This window comes from Microbacterium sp. WCS2018Hpa-9 (genome assembly GCF_031843745.1).
Classification (GTDB): Bacteria; Actinomycetota; Actinomycetes; order Actinomycetales; family Microbacteriaceae; genus Microbacterium.
Window position 1 is genome coordinate 537,366 of the sequence record NZ_JAVTIY010000001.1, and the last position, 26,065, is coordinate 563,430.

25 protein-coding genes and 1 tRNA gene are annotated in these 26,065 nt (G+C 68.0%); 8 read left to right on the forward strand and 18 right to left on the reverse strand.

Features of this window, described 5'->3' with window-relative positions; all coding sequences use genetic code 11:
* Positions 1-20: 20 nt before the first annotated feature.
* From RQG82_RS02750 to prmC, 8 genes are all read right to left on the reverse strand, one after another.
* Complete coding sequence (locus RQG82_RS02750) at positions 21-809, reverse strand: F0F1 ATP synthase subunit delta (protein WP_311257588.1); 789 nt, start codon at positions 807-809, stop codon at positions 21-23.
* A complete protein-coding gene (locus RQG82_RS02755; RefSeq protein WP_311257589.1) occupies positions 809-1,363 on the reverse strand; it encodes a F0F1 ATP synthase subunit B in 555 nt (184 codons plus the stop codon). Before RQG82_RS02755 ends, RQG82_RS02750 begins: the two co-directional genes overlap by 1 nt.
* Before the next feature lie 27 nt (positions 1,364-1,390).
* The gene (atpE, locus tag RQG82_RS02760) at positions 1,391-1,627 is read right to left on the reverse strand and encodes an ATP synthase F0 subunit C (RefSeq protein WP_042541851.1); all 237 of its coding nucleotides are present in this window, start codon (positions 1,625-1,627) and stop codon (positions 1,391-1,393) included.
* A 43-nt stretch (positions 1,628-1,670) separates the two neighbouring features.
* Positions 1,671-2,456 (reverse strand): F0F1 ATP synthase subunit A, encoded by a 786-nt coding sequence (atpB, locus tag RQG82_RS02765; protein ID WP_311257590.1) that lies wholly within the window; start codon positions 2,454-2,456, stop codon positions 1,671-1,673.
* Positions 2,457-2,602: 146 nt separating this feature from the next.
* On the reverse strand, positions 2,603-3,178 hold the full coding sequence (locus RQG82_RS02770) for a hypothetical protein (RefSeq protein WP_311257591.1): 576 nt from the start codon (positions 3,176-3,178) through the stop codon (positions 2,603-2,605).
* Positions 3,175-4,347, reverse strand: a complete 1,173-nt coding sequence (locus tag RQG82_RS02775; RefSeq protein ID WP_311257592.1) for an MraY family glycosyltransferase — start codon at positions 4,345-4,347, stop codon at positions 3,175-3,177. The genes RQG82_RS02770 and RQG82_RS02775 overlap by 4 nt, the downstream gene beginning before the upstream one ends.
* Positions 4,348-4,349: 2 nt before the next feature.
* Entirely contained in the window at positions 4,350-5,051 is a 702-nt protein-coding gene (locus RQG82_RS02780) for an L-threonylcarbamoyladenylate synthase (protein ID WP_311257593.1), read from the reverse strand.
* A 48-nt stretch (positions 5,052-5,099) separates the two neighbouring features.
* Positions 5,100-5,960 (reverse strand): peptide chain release factor N(5)-glutamine methyltransferase, encoded by an 861-nt coding sequence (gene prmC, locus RQG82_RS02785; protein WP_311257594.1) that lies wholly within the window; start codon positions 5,958-5,960, stop codon positions 5,100-5,102.
* 100 nt (positions 5,961-6,060) lie between these two features.
* On the opposite strand from prmC, the gene cysK reads away from it, so the two are divergent.
* Positions 6,061-6,999: a cysteine synthase A gene (cysK, locus tag RQG82_RS02790; protein ID WP_311257595.1), complete on the forward strand. Its 939-nt coding sequence runs from the start codon at positions 6,061-6,063 to the stop codon at positions 6,997-6,999.
* 8 nt (positions 7,000-7,007) lie between these two features.
* Entirely contained in the window at positions 7,008-7,577 is a 570-nt protein-coding gene (gene epsC / locus RQG82_RS02795; protein ID WP_311257596.1) for a serine O-acetyltransferase EpsC, read from the forward strand.
* 16 nt (positions 7,578-7,593) lie between these two features.
* On the opposite strand, the gene RQG82_RS02800 is transcribed toward epsC, so the two are convergent.
* Both RQG82_RS02800 and RQG82_RS02805 read right to left on the reverse strand, forming a co-directional pair.
* A complete protein-coding gene (locus RQG82_RS02800; RefSeq protein WP_311257597.1) occupies positions 7,594-8,004 on the reverse strand; it encodes a phage holin family protein in 411 nt (136 codons plus the stop codon).
* 16 nt (positions 8,005-8,020) lie between these two features.
* Positions 8,021-9,565, reverse strand: coding sequence for a CitMHS family transporter (locus tag RQG82_RS02805; protein WP_311257598.1), 1,545 nt, complete (start codon positions 9,563-9,565; stop codon positions 8,021-8,023).
* A gap of 134 nt (positions 9,566-9,699) precedes the next feature.
* Between RQG82_RS02805 and RQG82_RS02810 the strand changes: the two genes are divergently transcribed.
* The gene (locus tag RQG82_RS02810; protein WP_396653541.1) at positions 9,700-11,388 is read left to right on the forward strand and encodes an ATP-binding protein; all 1,689 of its coding nucleotides are present in this window, start codon (positions 9,700-9,702) and stop codon (positions 11,386-11,388) included.
* A complete protein-coding gene (locus RQG82_RS02815) occupies positions 11,385-12,038 on the forward strand; it encodes a response regulator (RefSeq protein ID WP_311257601.1) in 654 nt (217 codons plus the stop codon). The genes RQG82_RS02810 and RQG82_RS02815 overlap by 4 nt, the downstream gene beginning before the upstream one ends.
* A 74-nt stretch (positions 12,039-12,112) precedes the next feature.
* Here RQG82_RS02815 and prfA read toward each other — a convergent pair whose 3' ends face one another.
* The 5 genes from prfA to lysA all read right to left on the reverse strand — a co-directional run bounded on the left by prfA (position 12,113) and on the right by lysA (position 19,093).
* Positions 12,113-13,192, reverse strand: coding sequence for a peptide chain release factor 1 (gene prfA / locus RQG82_RS02820; protein WP_311257602.1), 1,080 nt, complete (start codon positions 13,190-13,192; stop codon positions 12,113-12,115).
* A gap of 11 nt (positions 13,193-13,203) precedes the next feature.
* Positions 13,204-15,180, reverse strand: coding sequence for a transcription termination factor Rho (rho, locus tag RQG82_RS02825; protein ID WP_311257603.1), 1,977 nt, complete (start codon positions 15,178-15,180; stop codon positions 13,204-13,206).
* Between the two features lie 197 nt (positions 15,181-15,377).
* Positions 15,378-16,307 (reverse strand): homoserine kinase, encoded by a 930-nt coding sequence (thrB, locus tag RQG82_RS02830; RefSeq protein ID WP_311257604.1) that lies wholly within the window; start codon positions 16,305-16,307, stop codon positions 15,378-15,380.
* Positions 16,308-16,309: 2 nt separating this feature from the next.
* On the reverse strand, positions 16,310-17,617 hold the full coding sequence (locus RQG82_RS02835) for a homoserine dehydrogenase (RefSeq protein ID WP_311257605.1): 1,308 nt from the start codon (positions 17,615-17,617) through the stop codon (positions 16,310-16,312).
* A gap of 66 nt (positions 17,618-17,683) precedes the next feature.
* A complete protein-coding gene (gene lysA / locus RQG82_RS02840) occupies positions 17,684-19,093 on the reverse strand; it encodes a diaminopimelate decarboxylase (RefSeq protein WP_311257606.1) in 1,410 nt (469 codons plus the stop codon).
* 150 nt (positions 19,094-19,243) lie between these two features.
* On the opposite strand from lysA, the gene RQG82_RS02845 reads away from it, so the two are divergent.
* The gene (locus RQG82_RS02845) at positions 19,244-20,299 is read left to right on the forward strand and encodes a YihY/virulence factor BrkB family protein (protein ID WP_311257607.1); all 1,056 of its coding nucleotides are present in this window, start codon (positions 19,244-19,246) and stop codon (positions 20,297-20,299) included.
* A 3-nt stretch (positions 20,300-20,302) separates the two neighbouring features.
* Here RQG82_RS02845 and RQG82_RS02850 read toward each other — a convergent pair whose 3' ends face one another.
* Positions 20,303-21,163, reverse strand: a complete 861-nt coding sequence (locus RQG82_RS02850; RefSeq protein WP_311257608.1) for an LmeA family phospholipid-binding protein — start codon at positions 21,161-21,163, stop codon at positions 20,303-20,305.
* A 39-nt stretch (positions 21,164-21,202) separates the two neighbouring features.
* Positions 21,203-22,867, reverse strand: a complete 1,665-nt coding sequence (gene argS / locus RQG82_RS02855) for an arginine--tRNA ligase (RefSeq protein ID WP_311257609.1) — start codon at positions 22,865-22,867, stop codon at positions 21,203-21,205.
* Between the two features lie 70 nt (positions 22,868-22,937).
* Between argS and RQG82_RS02860 the strand changes: the two genes are divergently transcribed.
* Together RQG82_RS02860 and RQG82_RS02865 are read left to right on the forward strand one after the other, a co-directional pair.
* Complete coding sequence (locus tag RQG82_RS02860; protein ID WP_311257610.1) at positions 22,938-23,747, forward strand: SGNH/GDSL hydrolase family protein; 810 nt, start codon at positions 22,938-22,940, stop codon at positions 23,745-23,747.
* Positions 23,748-23,763: 16 nt separating this feature from the next.
* Positions 23,764-23,836 (forward strand) — tRNA-Arg (locus tag RQG82_RS02865).
* Between the two features lie 153 nt (positions 23,837-23,989).
* Here RQG82_RS02865 and RQG82_RS02870 read toward each other — a convergent pair.
* Positions 23,990-25,318: an ion channel protein gene (locus tag RQG82_RS02870; RefSeq protein WP_311257611.1), complete on the reverse strand. Its 1,329-nt coding sequence runs from the start codon at positions 25,316-25,318 to the stop codon at positions 23,990-23,992.
* Positions 25,319-25,591: 273 nt separating this feature from the next.
* On the opposite strand from RQG82_RS02870, the gene RQG82_RS02875 reads away from it, so the two are divergent.
* Complete coding sequence (locus RQG82_RS02875; protein WP_311257612.1) at positions 25,592-26,032, forward strand: hypothetical protein; 441 nt, start codon at positions 25,592-25,594, stop codon at positions 26,030-26,032.
* The last annotated feature ends 33 nt before the right edge of the window (positions 26,033-26,065 follow it).

The window sequence follows — 26,065 nt, forward strand, 5'->3', positions numbered from 1 at the left end:
GTTCCCCGCGCGAAGTCGTGTTAGCCGGCGAGCTTCTGGCGAAGATCGGCGAGACGGGCGGAGATGCTGCCGTCGATGACGTCATCGGCGATCTGCACGCGCAGGCCTCCGACGACGGCGGGGTCAGAGACCTCGTTGAGCGAGATCTTGCCGTCGTAACGACGCGAGAGTGCGTCGCTGAGACGAGTGCGCTGTGCATCGGTGAGCGGCTTGGCGCTGTGCACAGTGGCGACCACGCGGTCGCCCTGATCTGCGACGACCCGCGTTGCCCGGTTGAGCATCTGACGGACGCGACGATCACGAGGCTGGCGGACCAGCGACGAGACGATCACCGCAGTCGCGTAGCTGACGCCACCTGCGAGCAGCTTGTCGACGAGTGCACCCTTGGCGTCTTCTCCCCCGAGGCGGCTGCCGAGCGCGAGCTCGAGTTCCGCGTTCGCGGCGATCACGCGGGTGAAGCCGAACAGCTCTCCCGCGATGTCAGCCTCGGGCGCGGCGACGGCAGCAGCCCGGATGGCGAGCTCCTCGATGCCGTCGACGAGCTGCGAAGCCGATGACCAGCGCTCGGCGACGACGGTCTTCAAGACGCTCTGCGCGTCGTGAGAGAACCCGCCGAACACCGCTGCGACGACGTTCTGTCGCGCCACGGCAGGAGCCGAGGCGTCGGCGAGCGCGCCGCTCAAATGAGACGACTCCGCCACGGCACGTGCAGCTGCGAACAGCTCCCGTGCCGTGTCGAGGGTGACGTCCTTCGCTGCGGCAAGCGCCTGAGTGGATGCCGCGAGTGCCTGAGTGGTCGCGCTGCCCATTACTGAGCCGCCTTCTCGGATGCTTCGAGGTCTGCGAGGAAGCGGTCGACCACTGCGGTCGCACGTGCATCGTCGGAGAGCGTCTCGCCGACCACGCCACCGGCGAGGTCGATGGCGAGCGAGCCCACCTCGCTGCGCAGCGAGACGAGAGCGGTCTGACGCTCGGCCTCGATCTGCGTGTGCGCGGTCGCGGTGATGCGAGCAGCCTCGCTCGACGCGGCGTCCTTGGCCTCGGCGACGATCTTCTTGCCGTCCTCGCGGGCGGCCTCACGGATCTCACCGGCCTCGGTGCGTGCCTCGGCGAGCTGCCGGGTGTACTCCTCGAGCGCGGCCTCAGCCTGCTTCTGTGCTTCGTCAGCCTTGGCGATGTTGCCCTCGATGGCGGCGGACCGCTTGTCGAGCATCGCCGTGAACTTCGGAAGGGCGACCTTCCACACGACGACGAGGATGACGAGGAACCACAGACCCGACCAGATGATGTCGTACCACGCGGGGATCAGCGGGTTAGGCGTTTCTCCCTCAGCCGCGAGGTTCGTGACAAGAGCGTTCAGCATCCTGTCTCCTTCTGAAGTCGGTAGAGATTACGGGAAGGGGATGAATCCGACGGCGATGCCGACGAATGCAAGCGCCTCGGTGAAGGCGATACCGATCCACATGAGGACCTGAAGGCGGCCGGCCAGCTCGGGCTGACGAGCGACACCCTCGATGGTCTTGCCGACGACGATGCCCACGCCGATGGCCGGACCGATTGCTGCGAGGCCGTAGCCGACCGAAGCGAGGTGTCCGTTGATGTCTGCGAGAACCGTAGTAGCGTCCACGGGTTTTTCCTTTCGTTGGGTGGGACGGCAGTTGCCGACCCGCTCAGTGCTCTTCTGCGACCGCGAGCTGAATGTAGACCGCGGTGAGGACGGTGAAGACGTATGCCTGGAGGACGGCGACCAGAATCTCGAAGAGAGTGAAGGCACCGCCGAAGGCGAGGGTTCCGACACCGAGAACGGCCCAGCCGCCGCCTGCGGTGAAGAAGAAGAACTGGGTGGCCGCGAAGCACAGCACCAGGAGCATGTGGCCGACGACCATGTTCATCAGAAGTCGGAGCATCAGTGTGACGGGCCGGATGATGAAGGTCGAGAGGAACTCGATCGGCGTCACGATGACGTAGACCGGCCACGGGACTCCGGCCGGGAACAGCGCGTTCTTGAAGAAGCCGAGTGGGCTCTTCTTGATACCCGCGTAGATGAAGGTGACGTAGCTCACGAGTGCGAGCGTCAGCGGCACGGCAGCGATGCTCGTGCCGGCGATGTTCAGGAACGGGATGATTCCCGTGATGTTCATGAACAGCACCATGAAGAAGATCGTGGTGAGGATCGGCAGGAATCGATTGCCGTCCTTGCGACCGAGCAGATCGTGCGCGATGTTGGTGCGGACGAAGTCCAGACCCATCTCGACGACGCTCTGGAAGCGGCCGGGGACGATCTTCATGCGACGGGTTCCGAGAACCAGGAGCAGGACCACCACCACGACGGCGAGCAGCTGCACGAGGTGGATCCGGTGAACGGGGATGACCCCGAACGCGTTGAAGAGGATCTCCGGGAAGAACTCGTCGATCGAAGGTCCGTGGAACTCGCCGTCAGAGGCGAGTTTGGGCATCAGGGTCGCAGCAAGATTGAACAGCGCGGGCTCCAGCTTCGGGGCACCGGTCAGAACCGGGGCGACGATGGTCGGTGTGCTTCAAGCGCAAGCGCTCGCGAACGAGCGGCGGGCACGTGTCAACACTATCAGAATCTGAGGGTGTCCTAAGACCGCGGGGCCTCTTCTGTCGGCCCCTCCTGATCACGGGCCTCGGGGATCAGGTTGTGCCGCCCGGGGGCGCGATCCTCGGGCACGACGGTGGGCAGCTGCACTCCGGGCGCGTAGTCGGTCGGAGCCTCGGTGGGCAGGGATGCGTCGCTCACATTGGGCAGTCGCATGCGCGTGAGCACGATCACGTCGATCACCAGCGACACGATCACCCCGGCGACGATCGAGAGGAAGAAGACCATGGGATTCAGCCACGGCTGACCGGCCAGGAGGATCATCACGAGGAGGAAGACACCGAGCTTCAGCAGCCAGCCGCCCAGCACGATCGCGAAGAACAGCTGCACATAGAGCGGATCGCCGAACCAGCGGTTGGCGATCAGGATGCTGAGGGCCGTGATGCCCAGGAACAGCATCGCGAGCACGACGCCGAGCAGGCCGCTCACGAGGCCCTCCCCTCCGCCGACGAGAAGACCGATCACCCCGGCGACGATCGCGAGGACCACCATCGAGAAGGCGGACCAGAGCAGCGTCCTACGCAGGATCGGATTGCTGGAAACGGGGCTCGGGCTCACGGGGACTCCACGGGTGTCGGGTCGGGCTCAGCAGACTGCGCGGACTTCCGTCGGCGCAGAGGATTCAGGGTGATGACGAGGCATGCGGCGATTCCCACGAGGCCGAACAAGACTCCGGGCAGGTACTGGCCCGGCCAGTCCTCGCGGGCGCCTACGTACATCAGAAGGACGGCGAGCGAGATGACTGCCGTCCAGGCGTAGAAGATCAGCACGGCGTCACGGTCGCGATGGCCGAGGTCGAGCATGCGGTGGTGAAGATGCTTGCGGTCGGGAGAGAACGGCGACTTCCCCGCGTTCATGCGGCGCAGCACCGCGAGACCGAAATCGAGCAGCGGCAGCAGGACCACGAGCAGCGGGAGGAGGATCGGGATGAACGCTCCGAGGAGCTGCGATCGGCCGAGGCGCTCGGGGTCGAGGGCGGAGGGCTCGAGCTGACCCGTGACGGCGATCGCGGACGTCGCCATCAGCAGGCCGAGGACCAGCGCCCCCGAGTCGCCCATGAAGAGCTTCGCCGGACTCCAGTTGAAGGGCAGGAATCCGAGGCAGGCACCGATGAGCACAGCCGCCAGGAAAGAGGCGAGGTTGAAGTAGCTGGATGCGCCGGTGTCGCGCGTCAGGATGTAGGAGTACGCGAAGAAGACTCCGTTGGCGATCAGGCAGACGCCCGCGACGAGGCCGTCGAGACCGTCGATGAAGTTGACCGCGTTCATCACGATGACGATCGCGAACATCGTTATGGTGATGCTCAGCCAGCTCGAGAACACGATCAGATCACCGAACGGCAGCGAGAGGATCTGCAGCCCGCCGCCCACGGTGATGATGCCCGCGGCGAGGAACTGCGCGCCGAGCTTGATCATCCAGTCGAGATCCCACAGATCGTCGACGACGCCGATGACGGCGATCAGCAGCGACGCGGCGAGGATCGACCACATCGTCTGCGGCGGCATCCACATGGTGGCGAAGAACGGATTCGCGGCCGAGAACCCGATCGCTGCGGCGATGCCGAGGAAGATCGCGACCCCGCCGAGACGCGGGGTGGGTGTGGTGTGCACATCCCGCTCGCGGATGGTCGGGTAGAGCTTGTACCGCAGGCTCAGCTTCCAGACCGCCCAGGTCAGCGCGAACGTGATGGCGGCGGTCAGGATGATCGTGAAGAGGTACTGCTTCACGATCATCCGTCCGATTCCGGTGCCTGCGCCTCGGGCTCGAGCAGATCGCCGAGCACCTCCTCCAGTCGCTCACGGCTGACGGCGCCGACTCGGAGGATGCGCACGCCGCCCGTGGTGGGCTCGGCACCGCGGGGCACCAGGGAGGTCGCGTCGACGATCGTCGATGCGATCCCGTCGCGGCTGACGCCGTCTGCGAGGTAGACAGAGACGCTGTCTCCGAGCATCCGCTCGGCATCGAGCGCCGAGATCGCCGATTCGCGACCGGTGAGGTTGGCGCTGGACACGGCCAGCGGCCCCGTCTCGGCGAGCAGCTCGAGTGCGACGCGTCCTTCGGGCATCCTGACGGCGACCGTGCCCTCAGTGTCGCCCAGATCCCACACGAGGGACGGCTGGGCGGGAAGGACGATGGTCAGCCCGCCCGGCCAGAACGCGTCGACGAGACGCTGGACGGGCTCGGGAACCGACTCTGCGAGCGCGTGCAGGGTCTCCTTCGTGCCGATCAGGACGGGCGGGGGCTGGTTGCGCCCTCGTCCCTTGGCATCGAGGAGGCGTTGCACCGCTGCGGGAGAGAAGGCATCGGCGGCGACGCCGTAGACGGTGTCGGTGGGCATGACGATGAGTTCGCCGCGACTGATCGCCTGGCGGGCGTGGCGCATGCCGGCGAGAAGCTGGGCCTCATCGCCGCAATCGAAGATGGAGGACATGACGATCCGATTCTAGTTGGGGATGCCTGTGCGGTTCGTGTCTGCTCGTCACGGGCGCAGAGCGGTCGTCGCTCTGTCTCGCAGGGTGAGGTCGCGGTGCGTCGCAGCCGCCCGCCATCCGTCGCGGGTGAGGATGCTGCGGATCTCCTCGCCCTGGTACTCGCCGTGCTCGATGACAAGCAGCCCGCCCGGATGCAGCAGCTCGAGGGCGCGCACGCTCAGCACGCGCACGACGTCGAGACCGTCCTCTCCCCCGTAGAGCGCCATCGACGGGTCGAAGAGCCGCACCTCGGGGTCGCGGGGAACAGCGGCGTCCGGCACGTACGGCGGGTTGGAGATCACCACGGACGCTGTTCCGTCGAGCTCAGGGAACGCATGCGCCAGGTCTTCGTTCACCAGGGTGAGATTGGCCGCCCCCTGCGTGTTCCGCACCGCCCACGGGTAGGCGTCGGGCGAGAGCTCTGTCGCGAAGATGCGCGCATGGGGCACCTCGGTGGCCATGGCGAGGGCGATCGCGCCGCTGCCGGTGCCGAGGTCGATGCCGATCGGCTCGGGATGCGGGGAGCCCAGGAGCGCGTCGATCGCGTACTGCACGACGGTCTCGGTCTCCGGCCGGGGTACGAAGACGCCCGGCCCCACCGCGAGCTCGAGATGCCGGAACGGCGCGGTTCCGGTGATGTGCTGCAGCGGCTCTCTTGCGGCGCGGCGGGTGACCAGGGCTCTCAGCGACTCGGCATCCGCCTCGTCGATCGCATCGCCGCGGATGATGACGACCTGCACCTCGCCCCGTCGCAGTCCGAGCGCGTGGCCGGCGAGCAGCTCGGCATCGACGAGGGGGTCCGTGACGCCCGCATCGGCGAGACGTCTGGCCGCGGCGTGCACCGCTGAGGCGAGGGAGAGATCGGACATGGATCAAGCGTAGAGCGCAGCAGGTGTCATATTGCCCACCCCTCCAGAGCGCTCGCATAGGCTGGACCGCGCAGTCACCCCGCACAGGAAGGCTCTCCCCATGCCCGGAATCCACTCCGACATCACCAGCGCGTTCGGCAACACTCCCCTGGTTCGCCTGAACCGGGTCACCGAGGGCCTCGGCGCCACCGTGCTGGCCAAGCTCGAGTTCTACAACCCGGCCTCGAGCGTCAAGGACCGGCTCGGCATCGCGATCGTCGACGCTGCAGAGGCGTCGGGCGAGCTGAAGCCCGGGGGCACGATCGTGGAGGCGACCAGCGGCAACACCGGTATCGCGCTGGCGATGGTCGGCGCCGCGCGTGGCTACCAGGTGATTCTCACGATGCCCGCGTCGATGTCGAAGGAGCGGCGCATGCTTCTCAAGGCATTCGGCGCCGAACTCGTGCTCACCGACCCCACCAAGGGCATGACGCACGCTCTCGCTGAGGCGGAGGCCATCGCCGCCCGCACGCCTGGCGCGGTGCTGGCGAAGCAGTTCGCCAACGAGGCGAACCCCGCGATCCACCGCAAGACCACGGCCGAGGAGATCCTCCGCGACACGGAGGGCTCGGTCGACTACCTCGTGGCCGGCATCGGCACCGGCGGAACCATCACCGGGGTCGGCCAGGTGCTGAAGGAGCGCGTCCCGGGCGTGCAGATCGTCGCCGTCGAACCCAAGGATTCCCCCATCCTCACCGAGGGACACCCTGGACCGCACAAGATCCAGGGCATCGGACCGAACTTCGTGCCGCCCATCCTCGATCGCGATGTCCTCGACGAGGTGATCGACGTCACCTTCGACGACGCCATCCGTGTCGCGCGGGAGACCGCGCGCAAGGAGGGCATCCTCGTGGGCATGTCGAGCGGCGCCGCGATCTGGGCCGCGCTGCAGGTGGCCCAGCGCCCGGAGGCTGCGGGAAAGAACATCGTCGTCATCATCCCCTCGTTCGGCGAGCGCTACCTCTCGACCGCCCTGTACGAAGACCTCCGCGAAGGCTGATCCGCTCGATGGGGATGATCGGCCGAATGCGCGAGGACGTCGCGGCAGCGCGAGTTCGCGACCCCGCGGCGCGCAGTGGCGCGGAGGTGGCGCTGCTGTATCCGGGACTGCACGCGATCTGGGCGCACCGTGTCTCGCACGCGCTCTGGCGCAGACGGCTGCGGCTCGTCGCTCGGGCGACCTCGCAGATCTCGCGGTCGCTCACCGGCATCGAGATCCACCCGGGGGCGCGGATCGGCCGACGCTTCTTCATCGACCACGGCATGGGTGTGGTCATCGGCGAGACGGCTGAGATCGGCGACGACGTGATGCTCTATCACGGGGTCACGCTCGGCGGTCGCACGCGGGACGCGGGCAAGCGGCACCCCACTCTCGGCGACGGTGTCGCCGTGGGTGCCGGGGCGAAGATCCTGGGGCCGGTCACGATCGGCGAGCGATCGGTGGTCGGGGCGAACGCCGTGGTGACCCGTGACGCGCCCGCCGACAGCATCCTCGTCGGTGTGCCGGCGAAGCCGCGGGCTCGGATCATGGGTGAGGACACCAGAGCCGTGCTGACCGCACCGGACTACTCGATCTGATGCTCTCGCGAGTGCCTCACGCGCCGCGGCGCGTCCGCACCTTGTCGACCTTCTTGCGCAGGAAGATCAACGGGAGCAGAACACTGCCCAGCGCGGTGATGAGCCACACGATGACGGATCCGAGCAGCCACCCCGAGAGATCGACGATGCGCAGCCCGCCGATCGGCAGCAAGACGACGATGATGAGGGAGATGAGCGTCGAGAAGATCCCGATGCCGCCCATCAGGACCGGCGCGTAGCGATCGGCCATCCTGCTGACCCACGGAGCGAGGACGCTCTGCAGGACCGCGAAGATCACGATGCAGACCACGAATCCCCACCACTTGTCCCACTCGATCTGGAAGCCCTCGAGCACGAGATCGGCGACGATGAGGCCGAGACCTGCGGACACGAGATACATCAGCGCGCGGAACAGAAGGGTGATCACGGCCTGAGCCTATCGCTCACTGGGCCACGAAGAAGGGAATCGCTCCCGACAGGACGCCGACCGCGAGCATCACCAACGACACGATCACCGCACGCCAGAGCACCTTCTTGTGGTGATCGCCGAGGTTGACGCTCGCGAGCGAGACGAGCAGGAGGATCGCCGGCACCAGAGGGCTCTGCAGGTGCACGGGCTGACCGATGATCGACGCCCGCGCCATCTCGACGGGATCGATGCCGAACGTCGCGGCGCTCTGGGCGAGCACCGGCAGGATGCCGAAGTAGAAGGCATCGTTCGACATGAAGAACGTGAACGGGATCGACAGGACTCCGGTGATGGGTGCGAGGAAGGGCCCGAGCGCCGGCGGCAGCACATCGGTGATCCACGTCGCCATCGCGTCGACCATTCCGGTGCCGGTCAGCACACCGACCAGCACTCCGGCTGCGATGACCATCGACACCACTCCGACGATGCTCGGGGCGTGTGCGACGATCTCGGACGCCTGCTCTTTGATCCCCCGGAAGTTGACCAGCAGCGCGACCGCGGCGCCGACCATGAAGACGTACGGAAGCGGCATGATGTCGAGCACGAGCAGCACCATCACGGCGAGCGTGAGGGCGAGGTTGAACCAGATGAGCCTCGGCCGCAGCGTCGGACGCGCCGGGTCGAGCATGGTGTCCGCCATGGCGGTGTCGGCAGGGTCGACGCTCGCCGCGGCGACCGGGCCGTGCCCGCCCGCCACGACGACGATGTTGCCGGTGCGCAACGCCGCACGGGCGCCGGGCTTCGCATCCGAGCCGCGGAAGATCTTCGGCACCGTCGAGAAGGCTCCGCCGTCGGCGCCGGTGAGCAGCGCCTCGGAGTCGAGGCGGCCGAGGCGACGTCGCTCCTGCAGACCGAGCATCCAGGCGAAGCCGAGCGTCACGATGATGCCGACTCCGAGCGCGGGCAGCATGGGGACGAAGATGTCGGTCGGCTGCAGGCCCAGAGCGGTCGCCGCGCGCACGGTCGGCCCGCCCCACGGCACGATGTTCAGCGTGCCGTTCATCAACCCGGCGACGCACGTGAGGACGACCGGGCTCATGCCGAGACGGAGATAGATCGGCAGCATCGCCGACGTCGTGATGATGAACGTCGTCGATCCGTCGCCGTCGAGAGAGACTGCACCGGCGAGGATCGCCGTGCCCAGCACGACCTTCGCAGGGTCGTCGCCGAGAACACGCGTGATCACGCGGATCAGCGGATCGAACAGGCCGACGTCGATCATGATCCCGAAGAACATGATCGCGAACATCAGCAGTGCGGCGGTCGGCGCCATGGTGGCGATCGAGTCGAGGATCATGTCGCCCATGCCGAGCCCGGCGCCGGCGAACAGACCGAACACCGTCGGCACGAGGATCAACGCCACCATCGGAGTCAGTCGCTTCGTCATGATCAGGGTCATGAAGGCCAGCACCATGGTGAATCCGAGGAGGACGAGGACCCACTCCGGCGGAACGAACGCGACGTCGTAGGTCGGCGCCTCCTCTGTGGCCGCTGACAGGACGGTGAGTGCGTCGGGCATGCTGTGACTCCTTCGTCGATGCTCCGTCGACTGCGACGGATCCTGACGAGACTAGGCAATCCGTCTCTTGCGAGCGCGGTATGCCGCATTCACGGACGTTGTGCGCGTAGCGTGAGTTCTGCGCATATTGCGCGATGATCGCGCACGAAGGGATCACTGTGTCGAGGACGACGTCGAGACCTCGGTTCGCGACACGGACGCTGCTGTTGCACCTCGCGACCGTCGCGCTCGTGGTCGCGCTGTGCACCGGCGTGTACCTCGTGCTCGCCGTGCAGCAGTTGCGCGCCGAGGCCGAGTCCACCGCACTCGGCATCGCCAGGACCCTCGCCGAGGATCCGCAGGTTCGCACCGAGGTCGCACGCATCTCGTCGGCACAGGAGACCCCGGATGCCGAGGCACTCAGGAACGGGGATCTGCAGCGCATCGCGTCGGACGTCTCCGACAGCACCGGCGCGCTCTTCGTGGTGATCGCCGACGCAGACGGCATCCGCCTCGCCCACCCCACCAGCTCGCGCATCGGCCAGATGGTCAGCACACCCTTCGAAGAGGTCCTCGCCGGGAACGAGGTCGTCGACTGGCAGACCGGAACCCTCGGCGAGTCGGCGAGAGCCAAGGTGCCGGTGCGTGACGAGGCCGGCGTTCCCGTCGGCGAGGTCAGCGTGGGGTTCGAGCGCACGGGCGTCTTCGACGACCTGCCACCCCTGCTCGCGGTGATCGGCGCCACTGCTGCGGGGGCGGTGGCTCTCGCGATCATCGCGTTCCTCCTGCTGCGTCGTCGCTGGGAGCGGCTCACGCTCGGAGTGCAGCCGGAGGAGCTCGTGGCGCTCGTGCAGAACCAGACCGCAGTGCTCAACGGCGTCGACGACGGTGTGCTCGCGGTCGACGTCACCGGGGTCGTGCGGGTCAGCAACGACGCCGCCGACCGGATGCTCGGCCTCGACTCCCCCGTCGGACACCCGCTGGCGCACCTCGGGCTGCCGCCCGCCGTCGTCGAGACGGCGACCGGCAGGCGCACCACGTCGACCGCCGTCGTGGATCGACGTGTTCTGTACTTCGACTCCAGGCCGGTCATCCGCGATGGGAGACCACTCGGAGACGTGCTGATCGTCCGCGACCGCACCGACCTCATCGCGCTGACGGAGCGGCTCGAGACCGTGCGCGCTGTCACCGCTGCGCTGCGGGTGCAGCGTCATGAGTTCGCCAACCGCATGCACGTGGTCGCCGGACTCATCGATGCGGCCAGGATCGACGACGCCAGAGGCTTTCTCGATGAGCTCGTCGAGCGCGGCTCGGTCGCCTTTCCTGTCGCCGGGCTCGACCTGCTCAGCGATCCCTTTCTGCATTCGTTCCTCGGCGCCAAGGGCATCGAAGCCGGGGAGCGCGGTGTCGCGTTGCGCATCGCAGACGAGACCCAGCTGATCGGCAGCGTGGCAGAGCCGGAGGACGTCGCCGCCGTGCTGGGCAACCTCGTCGACAACGCGGTGACCGCAGCCGCCTCCGGAGAGCGGATCCCCCGGTGGGTCGAGGTCGCTGTGCTGGGAGACGGCGATGCGCTGGTCGTCACGGTCGCTGACTCCGGACCAGGGCTCGAGGGGATCGATCCGATGGCGCCGCGGCCGCCGGGTGAAGACGACCCCGATCGCGTGCACGGCCACGGTCTGGGCATTCCCCTCGCTCGAGACATCGCGCGCCGCCGCGGCGGAGACCTCTGGGTCATCGACGCGGGCGGCGAGGAGCACGGCGCTGTTCTCGCCGCGCGCATCGGCCGCGCCGTGTCCGACACCCCGCCCCAGACAACCCCGACGACCAAGGAGAAGCAATGACCGACCCCCTCCGCGTCCTGATCCTCGACGACGACTTCCGTGTCGGTCTGCTGCATCAGAGCATCGTCGACGACCAACCGGGGTTCACCGCCCTCGAGCCGGTCCGGTCGCTCGCTGAGGCGAGGGACCGCATCCGCTCGTCGCGTCCTGACCTGCTGCTGGCCGATGTCTTCCTTCCCGACGGAGACGGCATCGCCCTGGTGCGGGAGGCCGGAGTCGACGCGATCCTCATCTCTGCGGCCGACGACGCGCCCACGGTGCGCCGAGCCCTCAGATCGGGTGCCGTCGGATACCTGCTGAAGCCTTTCGACCGACGTGCGCTGGTCGGCCTGCTCGAGCGGTACGCACGGTACCGCAACCTGCTGGCAGGCGACCGCCCCCTGCGGCAGGAGGACCCGGATCGTGCTCTGGCGATCCTGCACGGCGCCGGGGAGCCGGTGTCGGTCTCGCGTTCGGCGACCGAGCAGCTCGTGCTCGCCGCACTCGGCGACGGCGAAGCCTCGGCGGCCGAGGTCGGGGAGCTCGTCGGGATCTCCCGCGCCACCGCACAGCGTCATCTCGCGGCTCTCGCCGCGCGGACCGTCGTGGAGGTGCGCCTGCGCTACGGCGCGACCGGACGACCCGAGCACCGATACGCAGCCCGCACCTGATCGGAGCGCACTCGACGAATGACCCGGGACCGGCTCAGGAATCGAGGCGCAGCGACAGCCGACGCGCGAACGGCTCAGGAGTCGGAGCCCACCGCGGCGAGTCGGGCCTCTTCGTCCGCCTGGATGGCACTGACGATGATCGGCTCGAGAGCCCCGTCCATCACCTGATCGAGGTTGTAGGACTTGAAGCCGGTGCGGTGGTCGGCGATCCGGTTCTCAGGGAAGTTGTACGTGCGGATGCGCTCCGAACGGTCCATACCGCGGATCTGCGACTTGCGCGCGTCAGATGCCGCTGCATCCAGCTCCTCCTGCTGCTTCGCCAGCAGTCGCGCGCGCAGAACGCGCATCGCCGCTTCTCGGTTCTGCAGCTGGGACTTCTCGTTCTGCATCGACACGACGATGCCGCTCGGCAGGTGCGTGATGCGCACAGCAGAGTCCGTCGTGTTCACCGACTGGCCGCCAGGGCCCGATGAGCGGAACACGTCGATCTTCAGGTCGTTCTGGTTGATGGCGATCTCGTCGGGCTCATCGACCTCGGGGAACACCAGCACTCCGGTGGTCGAGGTGTGGATGCGCCCCTGCGACTCGGTGGCCGGCACGCGCTGCACGCGGTGCACGCCACCCTCGTACTTCAGATGAGCCCAGACGCCCTGCGCGGGGTCGGTCGACGAGCCCTTGATCGCGACCTGGACGTCCTTGTAGCCACCGAGGTCTGACTCGTTGCGTTCGAGCAGCTCGGTCTTCCACCCCTTGGACGCCGCGTACTGGATGTACATGCGCAGCAGATCTGCGGCGAACAGCGCCGACTCGGCACCGCCCTCCCCCGCCTTGATCTCCATGATCACGTCACGCGCATCATCGGGATCACGAGGGATCAGCAGACGCCGGAGCTTCTCCTGAGCCGCCTGCAGCCCCTCTTCGAGTGACGGGACCTCGGCCGCGAACGCCTCGTCGTCACGAGCGAGCTCGCGCGCGGCTTCGAGATCGTCGGATGCCGCCGCCCACGCCTCGTAGGCGGCGACGATCCTCGACAGCTCGGCGTAGCGGCGGTTCACGCGCTTCGCCCGAGCAGCATCGGCGTGCACCGCCGGGTCGGAGAGTTCCTCCTGCACCCGGCGATGCTCGTCGATCAGAGTCTGGACGGACTCGAACACTCCGGCTCCGCTCAGCGGATGTTGTTGTCGTGTCCGTGCGCGCCCGAAGGCAGCGTCGGGATCGACTTCTGCATCTGCACGAGGAACTCGACGTTCGAGTGAGTCTCCTTGAGCTTGCCCAGGACCACCTCGAGCGCCTGCTGCTGGTCGAGGCCGGCGAGGGCTCGGCGCAGCTTCCACGTGATCTTGACCTCATCGGTCGAGAGCAGCATCTCTTCGCGGCGGGTGCTCGACGCGTTCACGTCGACCGCCGGGAAGATGCGCTTGTCGGCGAGCTGGCGCGACAGGCGCAGCTCGCTGTTGCCGGTGCCCTTGAACTCCTCGAAGATGACCTCATCCATCTTGGAGCCGGTCTCGACGAGAGCCGTGGCGAGGATCGTGAGGGATCCGCCGTTCTCGATGTTGCGTGCTGCTCCGAAGAAGCGCTTGGGCGGGTACAGCGCCGAGGCGTCGACACCACCCGAGAGCACCCGTCCGGAAGCCGGAGCCGCGAGGTTGTACGCACGGCCGAGGCGCGTGATCGAGTCGAGCAGCACGACGACGTCGCGGCCCAGCTCGACGAGACGCTTGGCGCGCTCGATGGCGAGCTCTGCGACCGTGGTGTGGTCTTCTGCGGGGCGGTCGAACGTCGAGGCGATGACCTCGCCCTTGACCGTGCGCTCCATGTCGGTGACCTCTTCGGGGCGCTCGTCCACGAGCACGACCATGAGGTGGACCTCGGGGTTGTTCTGCGCGATCGCGTTCGCGATCTGCTGCAGGACGATCGTCTTGCCGGCCTTGGGCGGTGCGACGATGAGGCCGCGCTGACCCTTGCCGATCGGAGCGACGAGGTCGATGATGCGCTGAGTCAGCTTCTCGGGCACCGTCTCGAGACGCAGGCGCTCCTGCGGGTAGAGCGGGGTGAGCTTGCCGAACTCCACGCGGGTCGCGGCGTCGTCGATCGACAGGCCGTTGATCGAGTCGACCTTCACGAGGGCGTTGTACTTCTGACGCCCCTGCTGCTCGCCTTCTCGCGGCTGCTTGATCGAGCCGACGATCGCGTCGCCCTTGCGCAGGTTGTACTTCTTGACCTGTCCGAGCGAGACGTAGACGTCGCTCGGGCCGGCGAGGTAACCGGTCGTGCGCACGAACGCGTAGTTGTCGAGCACGTCGAGGATTCCGGCGATCGGGACGAGGACGTCGTCCTCGCCGATCTCGGTGTCGAACTCGTCGGTCGGCACACCACCGCGGCGCTTGTTGCGCTGACGGTTGCGGCCGTTGCCACCCTCGTCTTCGGCGGGCGCGCTCTGCTGCTGAGGCTGCTGAGGCTGCTGCTGCTGCTGCGACTGCTGCTGCTCGCCGCCCTGTGCGGTGCCGTTCTGGCCGCGACCGCGGTTGCGGCTGCGGTTGCGGTTGCGGTTGCGGCCGCCCTGCTCGTCGCCGCCGTCAGCGGAGTCGGAGGAAGAGTCGGCGGCAGAGGCCGTATCGGCCGGTGCTGCGTCGGCGGCCTTCTCGGTCGCGGGTGCCTCGGTCTCGGCCGCAGGCTTCTTCGCCGTGCGGCGTCCGCGTCCGGTGGTCTTCTTCGGCTCGTCGGACGTCTCAGCAGCCTCTGCGGCAGGAGCAGCAGGCGCCTCCGACGTGGCAGCGGGGGCCTCGGTGGGCTCCGCTGCAGCGGTCGTGGCCTCGGCGTCCGCCTTCTTCGCACGGCTGCGGCGCGGGGCCTTGGCCTTCGGTGCGGCGTCGGCGACGGGCGCCTCGGCAGCGGGCGCAGATGCAGCGGGCGCAGCGGATGCGGATGCAGCGGGCGCGCCCTCAGCGGGTGCGTCGGCCGCAGCGGCCTTGTCGGCCTTGGCAGCCGCAGACGCGGTGCTCGCTCGGCGCGGTGCGCGCTTGCGGGCCGGTGCCACCTCGGTCGCGGCAGTTGTCGCGGCGTCTGAGCTCGCGGCCTTCGCCGGAGCCTCGGCGGCAGATGCCGCCTGGTCGTTCTGGGTCTCGGAGAAATTCTCCACGAGTACTCCCTCTTTGGTCTCGGGGACATGAGCGGCACGCGCACAACGGGTGCTGCGCGCGATCGCACGGACTGACGCTCGGCGTCAGCCAGCCTCTGCACTGGGTTCTCGAAAAGAACGAGGTTCTCGGTGAGAGCAGTGCCACAGGGGTTTGCGTGCGGGTCTTGCAGAGTTGCAATGGGGCCAGATTCACGCAGTTACGTGGAGCCCTCCGCTCGATTCCCCACTGTACCACCACGCACGTCGACCGCGAGCAGCAGTGCCTCCCACGGGGTGTCGGTCGTCGATGCGGCCAGTTCCACGGCGTCCTGACGGCTGCCGGGGCCGTCGGCGAGAACCAGCACACTCGGGCCCGCCCCGGACACCACCGCGGCGAAGCCCGCCGCGCGGAGCGTCTGGACAAGCCGCTGGGTCTCGGGCATCGCCTCGGCTCGGTAGTCCTGGTGCAGGCGGTCGGCCGTCGCGTCGAGCAGCAGTTCGGGGCTCTGCATGAGTGCAGCGATGAGGAGCGCCGAACGCGAGACGTTGAACACGGCATCCGCCGTCGAGACCTGAGGCGGCTGCAGCGAGCGCGCTTTCGTGGTCGACATCGTGTACGAGGGCACGAGCACGAGCGGCGACACGCCACGGTGCACGAGCAGCTTCTTGTGCTGCGCGCCGCGCTCTCCCATCCACGCGATCGTCAGTCCGCCGAACAGCGCAGGAGCCACGTTGTCGGGGTGTCCCTCGATCTCGGTGGCGAGGCGCAGCATGTCAGCGTCGCTGATCTGCACATCGCCCTCGAGCAGCCCCTTGGCCGCGAGGATTCCCGCTGCCACGGCCGCGCCGGAGGATCCGAGTCCACGACCGTGCGGCACCCCGTTCTCGGCGACGATGCGCAGTCCGGGAAAGGGCCGATCGACGTCTGCATAGACATGGGCGATCGTGCGCACGATGAGGTTCGAGTCGTCGAGAGGGATCTCGGCGGCGCCGGAACCGGAGACCTCGATCTCGAGCGCTCCCACGGGGAGCTCCGTCACCAGAAGCGTGTCGTAGACGCTGAGCGCGAGTCCGAGGGTGTCGAATCCGGGGCCGAGGTTGGCGCTGGTCGCCGGGACCGTCACCTCGACCGTGCGCCATGCTGCCATCGTCACTCGCCTTCCACGCGGAGCACCGAGACGACCCGTTCGACGACAGAGCTGCCGGCGAGCGCGTCGACCGTGGCGCTGAGCGCGGCATCCGTGGCCCGGTGCGTGCCGATGACGAGGCGAGCGGTGGGCTCGTCCTCTCCTTCGACGGTCTGCACGACGGTGGCGACCGAGACTGCTCCGTCGCTCAGGATGCCGGCGACGGTCGCGAGCACGCCCGGAGCGTCCGCGACCTCGAGGGTGATCTGGTAACGGGTCGTGACGTGACCGATCGGTACCACCGGGAGGTTGGCTCTGGTGGACTCCCCCACGCCGACGCCGCCGGCGATGTGCCGGCGAGCCGCCGACACGACATCTCCGAGCACAGCGGATGCCGTCTGCACGCCGCCCGCGCCCGCACCGTAGAACATCAGCGAGCCTGCCGCCTCCGCCTCGACGAAGACGGCGTTGTTGGCGCCGTGCACGGAGGCGAGCGGGTGCGACTTGGGAACGAGTGCCGGGTAGACGCGCACCGAGATCGACTCGGTGCCGTTGGCCTCGATGCGCTCGCACACGGCAAGCAGCTTGATCACGAAGCCGGCTGCGCGCGCCTCGTCGATCATCGACGCGGTGATCGAGGTGATGCCCTCGCGGTACACGGCGTCGAGCGGGACAGCCGTGTGGAATGCGAGGCTCGCGAGGATCGCTGCCTTCTGGGCGGCGTCGAATCCCTCGATGTCGGCGGTCGGATCGGCTTCGGCATAGCCGAGGCGCTGCGCGTCGGCGAGCACGTCGGCGAAGTCGGCGCCCTCGGTGTCCATGCGATCGAGGATGTAGTTGGTCGTGCCGTTCACGATCCCCATGATGCGCACCACGCGGTCACCGGCGAGCGAGTCACGCAGCGGGCGGATGATCGGGATCGCCCCGGCAGCGGCCGCTTCGTAGTAGACGGATGCGCCCACACGGTCGGCTGCCTCGAAGAGCTCGGGACCATGCGTCGCCAGCAGCGCCTTGTTGGCCGTCACCACATCGGCGCCGGAGCCGATCGCCTGCAGGATGCTCGTGCGAGCGGGCTCGATGCCGCCGATCAGCTCGATCACGATGTCGGAGCCGAGGATCAGCGACTCGGCATCCGTCGTGAACAGCTCCTTGGGCAGATCGGTCTCGCGCGGCGCATCGAGGTTGCGCACCGCGATGCCGGCCAGCTCGAGCGTGGCACCCGCACGGTCGGCGAGTTCGTCGCCGTGGCGCAGCAGGAGGGCGGCCACCTGGGATCCGACCGCACCGGCGCCGAGGAGCGCCACCCGAAGTCGTCGGTACTCAGTCGTCATTGCATCTCTCCTTAGGAGGGTTGTTCAGTCGTGCTCTGTCAGGGACCGCGTCGTTCGTCGCGCGGATCACCCGTGGTTCTCGGACACCTCGAAACCGACGTCGCGAGACAGGACGTCGGCGATCGTCTCACCGCGGACGATGATCGTCGACCGGCCATCGCGCACGGCGACGATCGGCGGGCGAGGGACGTGGTTGTAGTTGCTGGCGAGCGGCGCGCAGTAGGCGCCGGTGGAGGGTACGGCCAGCAGGTCACCCGGAGACACGTCGGCGGGGAGGTACTCGTGGTCGACCACGATGTCGCCGGACTCGCAGTGCTTGCCGACCACCCGGCTGAGCTGCGGCGAGCCCGTGCCGAGCCGCGAGGCGAGGCGAGCCGAGAACTGCGCTTCGTAGAGCGCTGTCCTGGCGTTGTCGCTCATGCCACCGTCGACGCTGATGTACCGCCGAGTGGCTCCTGTGCCGAGTGCGACGTCCTTGGTGGTTCCGACCTCGTAGATCGTCACCCCGGCGGTGCCCACGATCGCCCTGCCCGGCTCGAACGACAGCGCCGGCAGGGCGATACCGCGTGCGTCGCAGCCCTCGGCGACGGCGGCGACGATCTCACCTGCGAGCGTCTCGATCGGCGTGGGGTCGTCGACGCTCGTGTATGCGATGCCGAAGCCTCCGCCGAGGTTGAGCTGCGGGACCGGTCCGCCCTCGAGCAGCGCGGCATGCAGTTCGAGCACGCGCGACGCCGACTCGCGGAAGCCCGCGACGCCGAAGATCTGCGAACCGATGTGGCAGTGGAGTCCGGCGAACTCGAGGCCGGGGATCTCTCGGATGCGGGCGACGGCCTGCTCGGCTTCGGGGAGCGGGAAGCCGAACTTCTGGTCTTCGTGGGCCGTCGCGAGAAAATCGTGGGTCTCGGCGTGCACGCCGCTGATGACCCGCACCAGCACACGCTGCACAGCGCCCGTCCTGGCGGTGATCGCCGCCAGGCGCTCGATCTCGATCGCGCTGTCGACGATGATCGTGCCGATGCCCACTTCGACGGCGCGCTCGAGTTCGGCGACCGACTTGTTGTTGCCGTGGAAGCCCAGGGATGCCGGAGAGACGCCCGCGGCGAGCGCGACCTCCAGCTCACCGCCGGTGCACACGTCGATGCGGAGCCCCTCGTCGACCACCCAGCGCGCGATCGTCGTGGTCAGCAGCGCCTTGCCCGCGTAGTACACCTGCGCGGTCGTGCCGTGGTCGCCCGCAGCGGTGTCGAAAGCCGAGCGGAAAGCGCGGGCGCGGGAACGCACCTCGTCTTCGTCGATCACGAGCAGCGGCGTGCCGTACGTCTCGGCGAGTGCGGTCGCGGAGATATCGGCGATCCGCAATTCTCCGTCGGCACCGCGCACTGCGGAGGCGGGCCAGACAGCGGCGGGAAGATCATTCGCGTCGTCGGGCACGACGAGCCATTCCGGGGCGAGCGAGTCGGCAGGGGAAAGCAAGGAACACCAATCGTGGGACGAGTCTCGGGCGGATACGCGCACTGCGAGGTTGCCCCCGATTCTAGGGCACCGTGCATGCCGCATCAGTCATGGTGACGCTCGGCGTCAACCCCCTGCGGACACATCCTGCCGACTCGTAAAGTGGTCGAGATGAGCACCGAATCCGCAGCACCCGATGCCCGACGCCCAGGCCTGATCGCGCGCGTCAGCACTGCGACGATCCGCTGGGCTCTGACCCGTCGTCCGGTGCGGGCCTTCCTGCTCTACTCCGAGCGTCGGGGCCCGATGCTGGCCGACAGCGTGACGTATCGCGCACTGTTCAGCGTCTTCGCCGCGGTTCTCCTCGGCTTCTCGATCGCCGCGCTGTGGCTCGCCGGCAACCCAGACGTCTGGGACGCGATCATCTCGGCGGTTCAGGCCGTGGTGCCCGGCCTCATCGGCGAGGGCGGCGTGGTGGATCCCGACGACCTCAAAGAGCCGATCTCGCTGTCGATCGCGGGCGCCGTCTCGACGATCGCTCTCATCGGCTCGGCGCTCGGCGCCGTGGGGTCCCTGCGCACGGCGGTGCGCGTGCTCGCCGGCACCGCGCACGCGGACGTGCTGTTCATCTGGGTCATGCTCCGCAACCTGCTGCTCGCAGCCGGGGTCGCCGTGCTGTTCGTCGCCGCGGCGGCCGTCACGTTCGCCGGCCGGCTCGGAATCACCTGGATCAGCGGGTTGTTCGGCATCTCCGAGGATTCACCCGTGGCCTCGTGGAGCATCCGGATCGTCTCGCTTATCGTCGTGCTCGCGCTCGACACCGTGCTCATCGCGGGCGTGTTCCGGCTGCTCTCCGGTCTCCGACCGTCGGGACGCTCCCTGTGGATCGGAGCTCTCATCGGCGGCGTCGGGCTGCTCGTGCTGCAGGAGCTCTCCGGGCTGTTCATCGGCGGCGCGACGAGCAATCCGCTGCTTGCCTCCTTCGCCACACTGCTCGCGCTGCTGATCTGGCTCAACCTGTCGACCCAGGTCATCCTGATCTCGTGCGCCTACATCGTCACGTCGGAGGAGGAACGCAAAGACCGCGTGCATGCCCGGTTCGGCGCGACGACCTTCCCGCAGCGACGCGTGCAGCGCGCCGAGGCCGAGGTCGCGCTCGCGACGTCGGAGCTTCGCGCGGCCCAGAAGGCCGAGCGCGACGCGCGCCTCGGTTCCGACGACGACTGAGCGTCACCCCTGAGGGCAGGTGCCCTTCTCGAGCAGGCTCGCGTCGGTCGCGATGGCACCGTCGACGTCGACGTCGATCACGGCCTCCGCTCCATCGATCTCGAGGTCGGTGAGTGTGATGCCGGCGGGCAGCTGATCGGCGATGCAGATGCGCTGCGTCGCGGTGAGCCGGTTTCCCAGGTCGCCGAGGGTCGAGCCGACCTGATCCGCGTCGACCTCGAGGCCGCCGATCATCAGCCCGACCGGGGTGAGTTCGAGGTCGCCCTCTGCGACCCCAGGAGTGACCGTGAGGGAGATCGGGATCGCGATGCCCAGCACACTCACGGAGCCTGCGACCGTCGCGTTCGGCGCGTCGAGCGTGACCTTGTCGATCGGCAGGTCGGTGTTCGACAGCAGATCGGTGAACTGCGACTCGTCGACGCGGATCGTGCCGGACGCGCCGCCCAGGTCGCCGCCGCGCAGCGGGACACCCGTGGCGGTGACGTCGACGGCACCGGTGACCCCCTCCAGCGTCACGGAGTCGGTGGAGAGGTGCAGGCTGTCGAGCGTTCCGCCGATCAGCTGAGGCAGCAGGATGCCGTCGGCCTCGACCGCGAGTTGCTGGTCAACGGGAAGATCGAGCTGCTCGATCACGATCCCCCGCACGATGCCGGGCAGGATCGAACGCGCCACGAGCTCCGCCGCGACGACGAGAGCCGCCAGCACCACGATGACGATCAGCAGCACCCATGGCCACCGCTTGCGCTTGCGGGCGGGTGACGCGGCACCGTCGACAGCCGCGCCGTCCTTCCCACCGGGAATCACGAGCGTCGGGTGCTCGGAATCCGCAGCGGGGTAAGGAAGGGTGTGGTTGTCGTCGCTCATGCTGCCATCCTGCCCTACGGCGCCGGACGGCAGCACGCGTCACATGCGCTCTGGCGCGGACACACCGAGCAGGTCGAGCCCGTTGCGGAACACCTGGCCTGCGGCATCGTTGAGCCACAGACGCGTGCGGTGCACCGTCTCGATCGGGTCGTCACCCTGCGGGATGACCCGGCAGTTGTCGTACCAACGGTGGTAGAGGCCCGCGAGCTCCTCGAGGTAACGCGCGACACGGTGCGGCTCGCGCACCTCAGCGGCGAACGCCACGATGCGAGGGAACTCCTGCAGAGCGCCTAGCAATGCGCTCTCGGTCTCGTGCGTGAGCGTCTCGGGTGCGAACTCCGAACGATCCACCCCGGAGTCGGCGGCATTGCGCGCGACGTTGTGCGTGCGGGCATGCGCGTACTGGACGTAGAACACCGGGTTGTCGTTCGTGCGCTTCTGCAGCAGCTCCGGGTCGAGCGCGAGAGGCGAGTCGGCGGGCGAGCGCTCGAGCGAATAGCGGAGAGCGTCGGTGCCGAGCCACTCGCGCAGATCGTCCATCTCGATGATGTTCCCGGCGCGCTTGCTGAGCCGTGCTCCGCCCACCGACACGAGCTGCCCGATCAGCACCTCGACGTTCTTCTCGGGGTTCTCCCCCGCCGCGCCCGCGATCGCCTTGAGGCGATGCACGTACCCGTGGTGGTCTGCACCCAGCAGGTAGAGCTTGTACTCGAAGCCGCGATCACCCTTGTTCAGGTAGTAGGCGGCATCGGCGGCGAAGTATGTGTACTCGCCGTTCGAGCGACGGATCACGCGGTCCTTGTCGTCGCCGAAGTCGGTCGTGCGCACCCAGACGGCGCCCTCATCGTCGAACACGTGCCCCTGTTCGCGCAGACGGTCCACCGCCTGGTCGACGAAGCTCGTGCCGTCTTCGCCCTTGGCGTGCAGAGTGCGCTCGGAGAACCACACGTCGAACTCGACGTTGAACTTCGACAGCGACTGCTTCTGCTCTTCGAGCTGGAACCCGTAGGCGAGCTCGCGCGTGACCACCACCTGCTCGTCGTTCGGGAGATCGAGCAGGTCGGGGCGGGCGGCGAGAACACGGGCGGCGAGGTCGCCGATGTAGCTTCCGGCGTAGCCACCCTCGGGGGTCGGCTCACCCTTCACCGCGGCCAGCACGGAGTTCGCGAAGCGCTCCATCTGCACCCCGGCGTCGTTGATGTAGTACTCACGGGCGACCTTCGCGCCGGAGGCGGCGAGCACACGCGCTATCGCATCGCCGAGCGCAGCCCAGCGGGTGTGCCCGATGTGCAACGGGCCGGTCGGGTTCGCGCTCACGAACTCGATGTTGACGCTGTGCCCTGCCTGCGTGTCGTTGTGGCCGTACTGGTCACCCGCGTCGACGATGACCTTCGCCAGAGCGCCCGCGGCCGCCGCGTCGAGGCGGATGTTGATGAACCCGGGGCCGGCGACCTCCGCGCTCTGGATGCCGTCGATCTTCGCGAGTCCGTCGGCGATCTGCTGCGCGAGTTCGCGCGGGTTCGTGCCGAACGGCTTGGCCAGTCGCATGGCGATGTTCGATGCCCAGTCGCCGTGGTCGCGGTTGCGCGGACGATCGAGGACGATGTCCGATGCTGCAAGCGCGAGCGGCTCGCCAGGACGTCGTTCGTCGGCGATCGGTGCGAGGACGGCGAGGATGGCTTCGGCGAGAGTGTCAGGGTTCATAGCGGTCCCAGTTTACGGCGCGCCACCACGCCGAATTTGCGAGGGCACGAACGTGATCTACAGTCATGCCATGAAGGCCGCATCCGTCCGACACCGTCTGCCCGTCGCGGGCCTCGCTGTCGCGGTGATCCTGGCCCTCGCTGCGGTGATCCTCGGAGTGTGGCGTCCGTGGGTCCCGGTGCCGTCCTCGGCACCCGTCGTCGCCGCGGCCAGCGATGACGAGTCGGTGACCATCGCCGCCGCACCGCTGCTCCTGCCCGAGCATCCGACGGTCCTCGTGTTCGGCGACTCCTGGACGTACGGATCTGCCGCCAGCGAGCCGACTCTCGGCTACGCCTACGTGCTCGCCGATCTGCTCGACGGCGAGACGATCGTGAAGGGCGTGCGCGGCAGCGGCTACCTCAAGCCCGGGCTCGACGGACCAGCCTTCGGCGAGCGCATCGCCGCACTCGACCCGACCCTCTCACCTGACCTGATCATCCTGCAGGGCTCGATCAACGACCGTGCTCAGGGCGAGGCGGGGTATCGCGAGGCCGTGACCGCCGCCTGGGACGCGATGAGCGCCAAGTACCCGGAGGCGACGATCGTCATCCTCGGTCCGGCGCCGCACGAGCTGCCCGTGGGCGCCGAGACCGCTCGCATCGACGCCGATCTCGGCGAACTCGCCGCCGCCCGCGGCTGGTGGTACATCTCCCCCGTCGCCCAGAACTGGATCACGGACCAGAACTATCTGTCGGTCATCGATGTGGAGGTCGGGCGCAAGCATCCGTCCACCGACGGCCACCGTTACCTCGCCGAGAAGGTGGCCGCGGCACTCGCCGAGCTCGGCGACGCGCCGGTGACCGAGGCCGGCGAGTCGGAGACCACTCCCGAGCAGTGATATTGTCGACCGGTACGCCTCCGTAGCTCAGTGGATAGAGCGCCGGTTTCCGGTACCGTAGGTCGCTGGTTCGATTCCAGTCGGGGGCACACAGGTTTGTAAGCGGAACGAATCTCAATTCGTCCGCGGAAGTCCAAGATACGAAGAGGGCCGCCTGACATCAGGCGGCCTCTCTCATTCTCGGATGTCGCTCCCCGCCCGAAGCGAGGCGAGCCGCAGGAGGACGACAGCCGTGTCGGCCACTATGGGCGACGCTCGATCCCTGCGGTGTGCTCCAGGACGTCGACCTGGGATACGTGCACGATCATCTCCGGCCCTCTCGACACGAGAAGCCATGCCGGAAGGATCGCGACGCAGAGCAGCGGCAGGATGGTGACGCTTCCCGTCAGTGCTACGGCGATGAACAACGCGAGCCAGCCGTCGCGGGAGATCGCGAGGACCATCCCGAGGACGCCTCCGGCCGCCGCCACCGTCAACGGTATCGATGGGATGAGCGCGTTCGTCAGCAGCCCCAGAGCGACTCCGATGAAGACGGCGGGGAAGATCCGTCCCCCTCGGAACCCCGCAGCGGCGCTGATGAGCAACGCGAGCACCTTCACGGCCACGATCAGCACCAGAGCAGATGCCGGGTACTCCGCGCGCTGGGTGACCAGCTCCGACATCTCTCCGTTGCCTTGGAACAGGGTGAGAGGTCCGCCGATCACTCCGAGGAGTCCGAGGAGCATGCCTCCGATAGTGATGTAGAGCACCGGATTCCGGAGGGTCCTGAACACGCGGTGCACGGGAGCGAACACGGCCGAGGCCGCCAGACCGAGTCCTGCGGCGACCACGGCGACACCCGATGCGCTGAGGAGGTCGACCGGCTCGATGGCGGCGTATGCCGGAAGATCCAACGCGAACTGCGGCTTGGCGAGCAGGGACATCGTGACGGCACCTGCACTCGCGGCCAGGAGCGGGAGGAACAGCTGATCCCAGAGTGCGCCTTCGCGGAACATGCCGCCGACCAACCCGGTGAACACCAGAGCCGCCGCGACGGGGGTCCCGAAAACGGCGCCCACTGTGCCGGCAGCGGTGAGGACGACGATGAGTTCGGTGGGGATCGAGGGCACGGCCCAGCGGAACGCAGCGACGAGAAGTGCGACGTTGATGCCGATGATGACGGCTTCCGGCCCCAGGCTCACTCCCCCGCCCAGTGCGAGCACGCCCGCTATCAGGAGCGATGGGACGGCGCGAAGCGGCAGCGGAGGTGCGATGAGATGGATGGTCGCGGAATCAGGTCCGCCGTGTCCTGGCATCAGCCAGACGACGAGGCCCACCGCGAGGCCGGTGAGGCTGAGCACCCCGAAGATCCACCACCCCGAGTCCGCAGACAGTCCGAGCAGGTCCGGAAGCGCCGACCACAGGAGGTGCTCGAGGCGGTGTGCGAGTTCCTCCACGGCGAAGAGCACCAGCGCCGATGCCACTCCGATGATCACAGCCGGGGCCGAGAGCCGGATCAGCTTTTGAACGGTCGACGATGACGGGCGGTCGTTCACCGCGTCGTCGAAATTCCCTACCACCTGGACATTCATCACCCACCGCCCAACCCAGCTGCCGGACTTTCACGAGCGCCATCGCTCAGCGTCAGTGTATGCCGGTGCGTCGTTCGCATATCGAGTCCTGTGGTTGCGATCCGCACAAGTGATCGCTCGTCGCTGACGAGGCGCCACGCCCCTCACCATGTCTCAGCATCACTCTCTTCGGGTGACGCCGTCGTCCCGTGCCGGCAGGAGAATCACCTTGCGGGTGCAGGCGATCGGGCCAGAGCACCACGGCGCCGATATGTCGGCAGAGAGGCAACGATCATGTCCTCACACGCAACCTCGAAGGGGTCATCCGCCTGGACGGGCTGGGCCGCCTTCGCTGGCGTCATCATTCTCATCAGCGGCATCTTCTCCCTGCTGCAGGGCCTCGTGCTCCTCCTCGGCCCACGGGCGTCCTACGTCGTGGTCGACGGCTCCCTGTTCCTCTTCGATGTGGCGGGGTGGGCGTGGTGGCACATCATCATCGGGGCGCTGCTGACGATCACCGCGTTCGCGCTGTTCAGCGGAGCGGTGTGGGCTCGAGTCATCGCGGTGATCCTCGCGGTGCTCAGCGCGGCCGGTCAGCTGCTCGTCCTGCCGGCGCAGCCCTGGTGGTCGGTCATCGTCATCGCGATCGACGTGCTCATCATCTACGCATTGACCGCGCACGGTCACGAGCTGTCCGAGCGGCGGACGTCGAGCGAGCGCGGCGCCGTGGTGTGACCCGGTCGGGGAGACGGATCGAAGCATCGCCCA

Bases quoted from the DNA above. Each gene is read 5' to 3' on its own strand.
- RQG82_RS02750 (WP_311257588.1), bottom strand. From the start codon at position 809: ATGGGCAGCGCGACCACTCAGGCACTCGCGGCATCCACTCAGGCGCTT.
- RQG82_RS02755 (WP_311257589.1), bottom strand. From the start codon at position 1,363: ATGCTGAACGCTCTTGTCACGAACCTCGCGGCTGAGGGAGAAACGCCT.
- atpB (WP_311257590.1), bottom strand. From the start codon at position 2,456: ATGCCCAAACTCGCCTCTGACGGCGAGTTCCACGGACCTTCGATCGAC.
- RQG82_RS02780 (WP_311257593.1), bottom strand. From the start codon at position 5,051: ATGTCCTCCATCTTCGATTGCGGCGATGAGGCCCAGCTTCTCGCCGGC.
- prmC (WP_311257594.1), bottom strand. From the start codon at position 5,960: ATGTCCGATCTCTCCCTCGCCTCAGCGGTGCACGCCGCGGCCAGACGT.
- cysK (WP_311257595.1), top strand. From the start codon at position 6,061: ATGCCCGGAATCCACTCCGACATCACCAGCGCGTTCGGCAACACTCCC.
- epsC (WP_311257596.1), top strand. From the start codon at position 7,008: ATGGGGATGATCGGCCGAATGCGCGAGGACGTCGCGGCAGCGCGAGTT.
- RQG82_RS02805 (WP_311257598.1), bottom strand. From the start codon at position 9,565: ATGCCCGACGCACTCACCGTCCTGTCAGCGGCCACAGAGGAGGCGCCG.
- RQG82_RS02810 (WP_396653541.1), top strand. From the start codon at position 9,700: ATGATCGCGCACGAAGGGATCACTGTGTCGAGGACGACGTCGAGACCT.
- RQG82_RS02815 (WP_311257601.1), top strand. From the start codon at position 11,385: ATGACCGACCCCCTCCGCGTCCTGATCCTCGACGACGACTTCCGTGTC.
- thrB (WP_311257604.1), bottom strand. From the start codon at position 16,307: ATGGCAGCATGGCGCACGGTCGAGGTGACGGTCCCGGCGACCAGCGCC.
- RQG82_RS02835 (WP_311257605.1), bottom strand. From the start codon at position 17,617: ATGACGACTGAGTACCGACGACTTCGGGTGGCGCTCCTCGGCGCCGGT.
- RQG82_RS02845 (WP_311257607.1), top strand. From the start codon at position 19,244: ATGAGCACCGAATCCGCAGCACCCGATGCCCGACGCCCAGGCCTGATC.
- RQG82_RS02850 (WP_311257608.1), bottom strand. From the start codon at position 21,163: ATGAGCGACGACAACCACACCCTTCCTTACCCCGCTGCGGATTCCGAG.
- argS (WP_311257609.1), bottom strand. From the start codon at position 22,867: ATGAACCCTGACACTCTCGCCGAAGCCATCCTCGCCGTCCTCGCACCG.
- RQG82_RS02860 (WP_311257610.1), top strand. From the start codon at position 22,938: ATGAAGGCCGCATCCGTCCGACACCGTCTGCCCGTCGCGGGCCTCGCT.
- RQG82_RS02870 (WP_311257611.1), bottom strand. From the start codon at position 25,318: ATGAATGTCCAGGTGGTAGGGAATTTCGACGACGCGGTGAACGACCGC.
- RQG82_RS02875 (WP_311257612.1), top strand. From the start codon at position 25,592: ATGTCCTCACACGCAACCTCGAAGGGGTCATCCGCCTGGACGGGCTGG.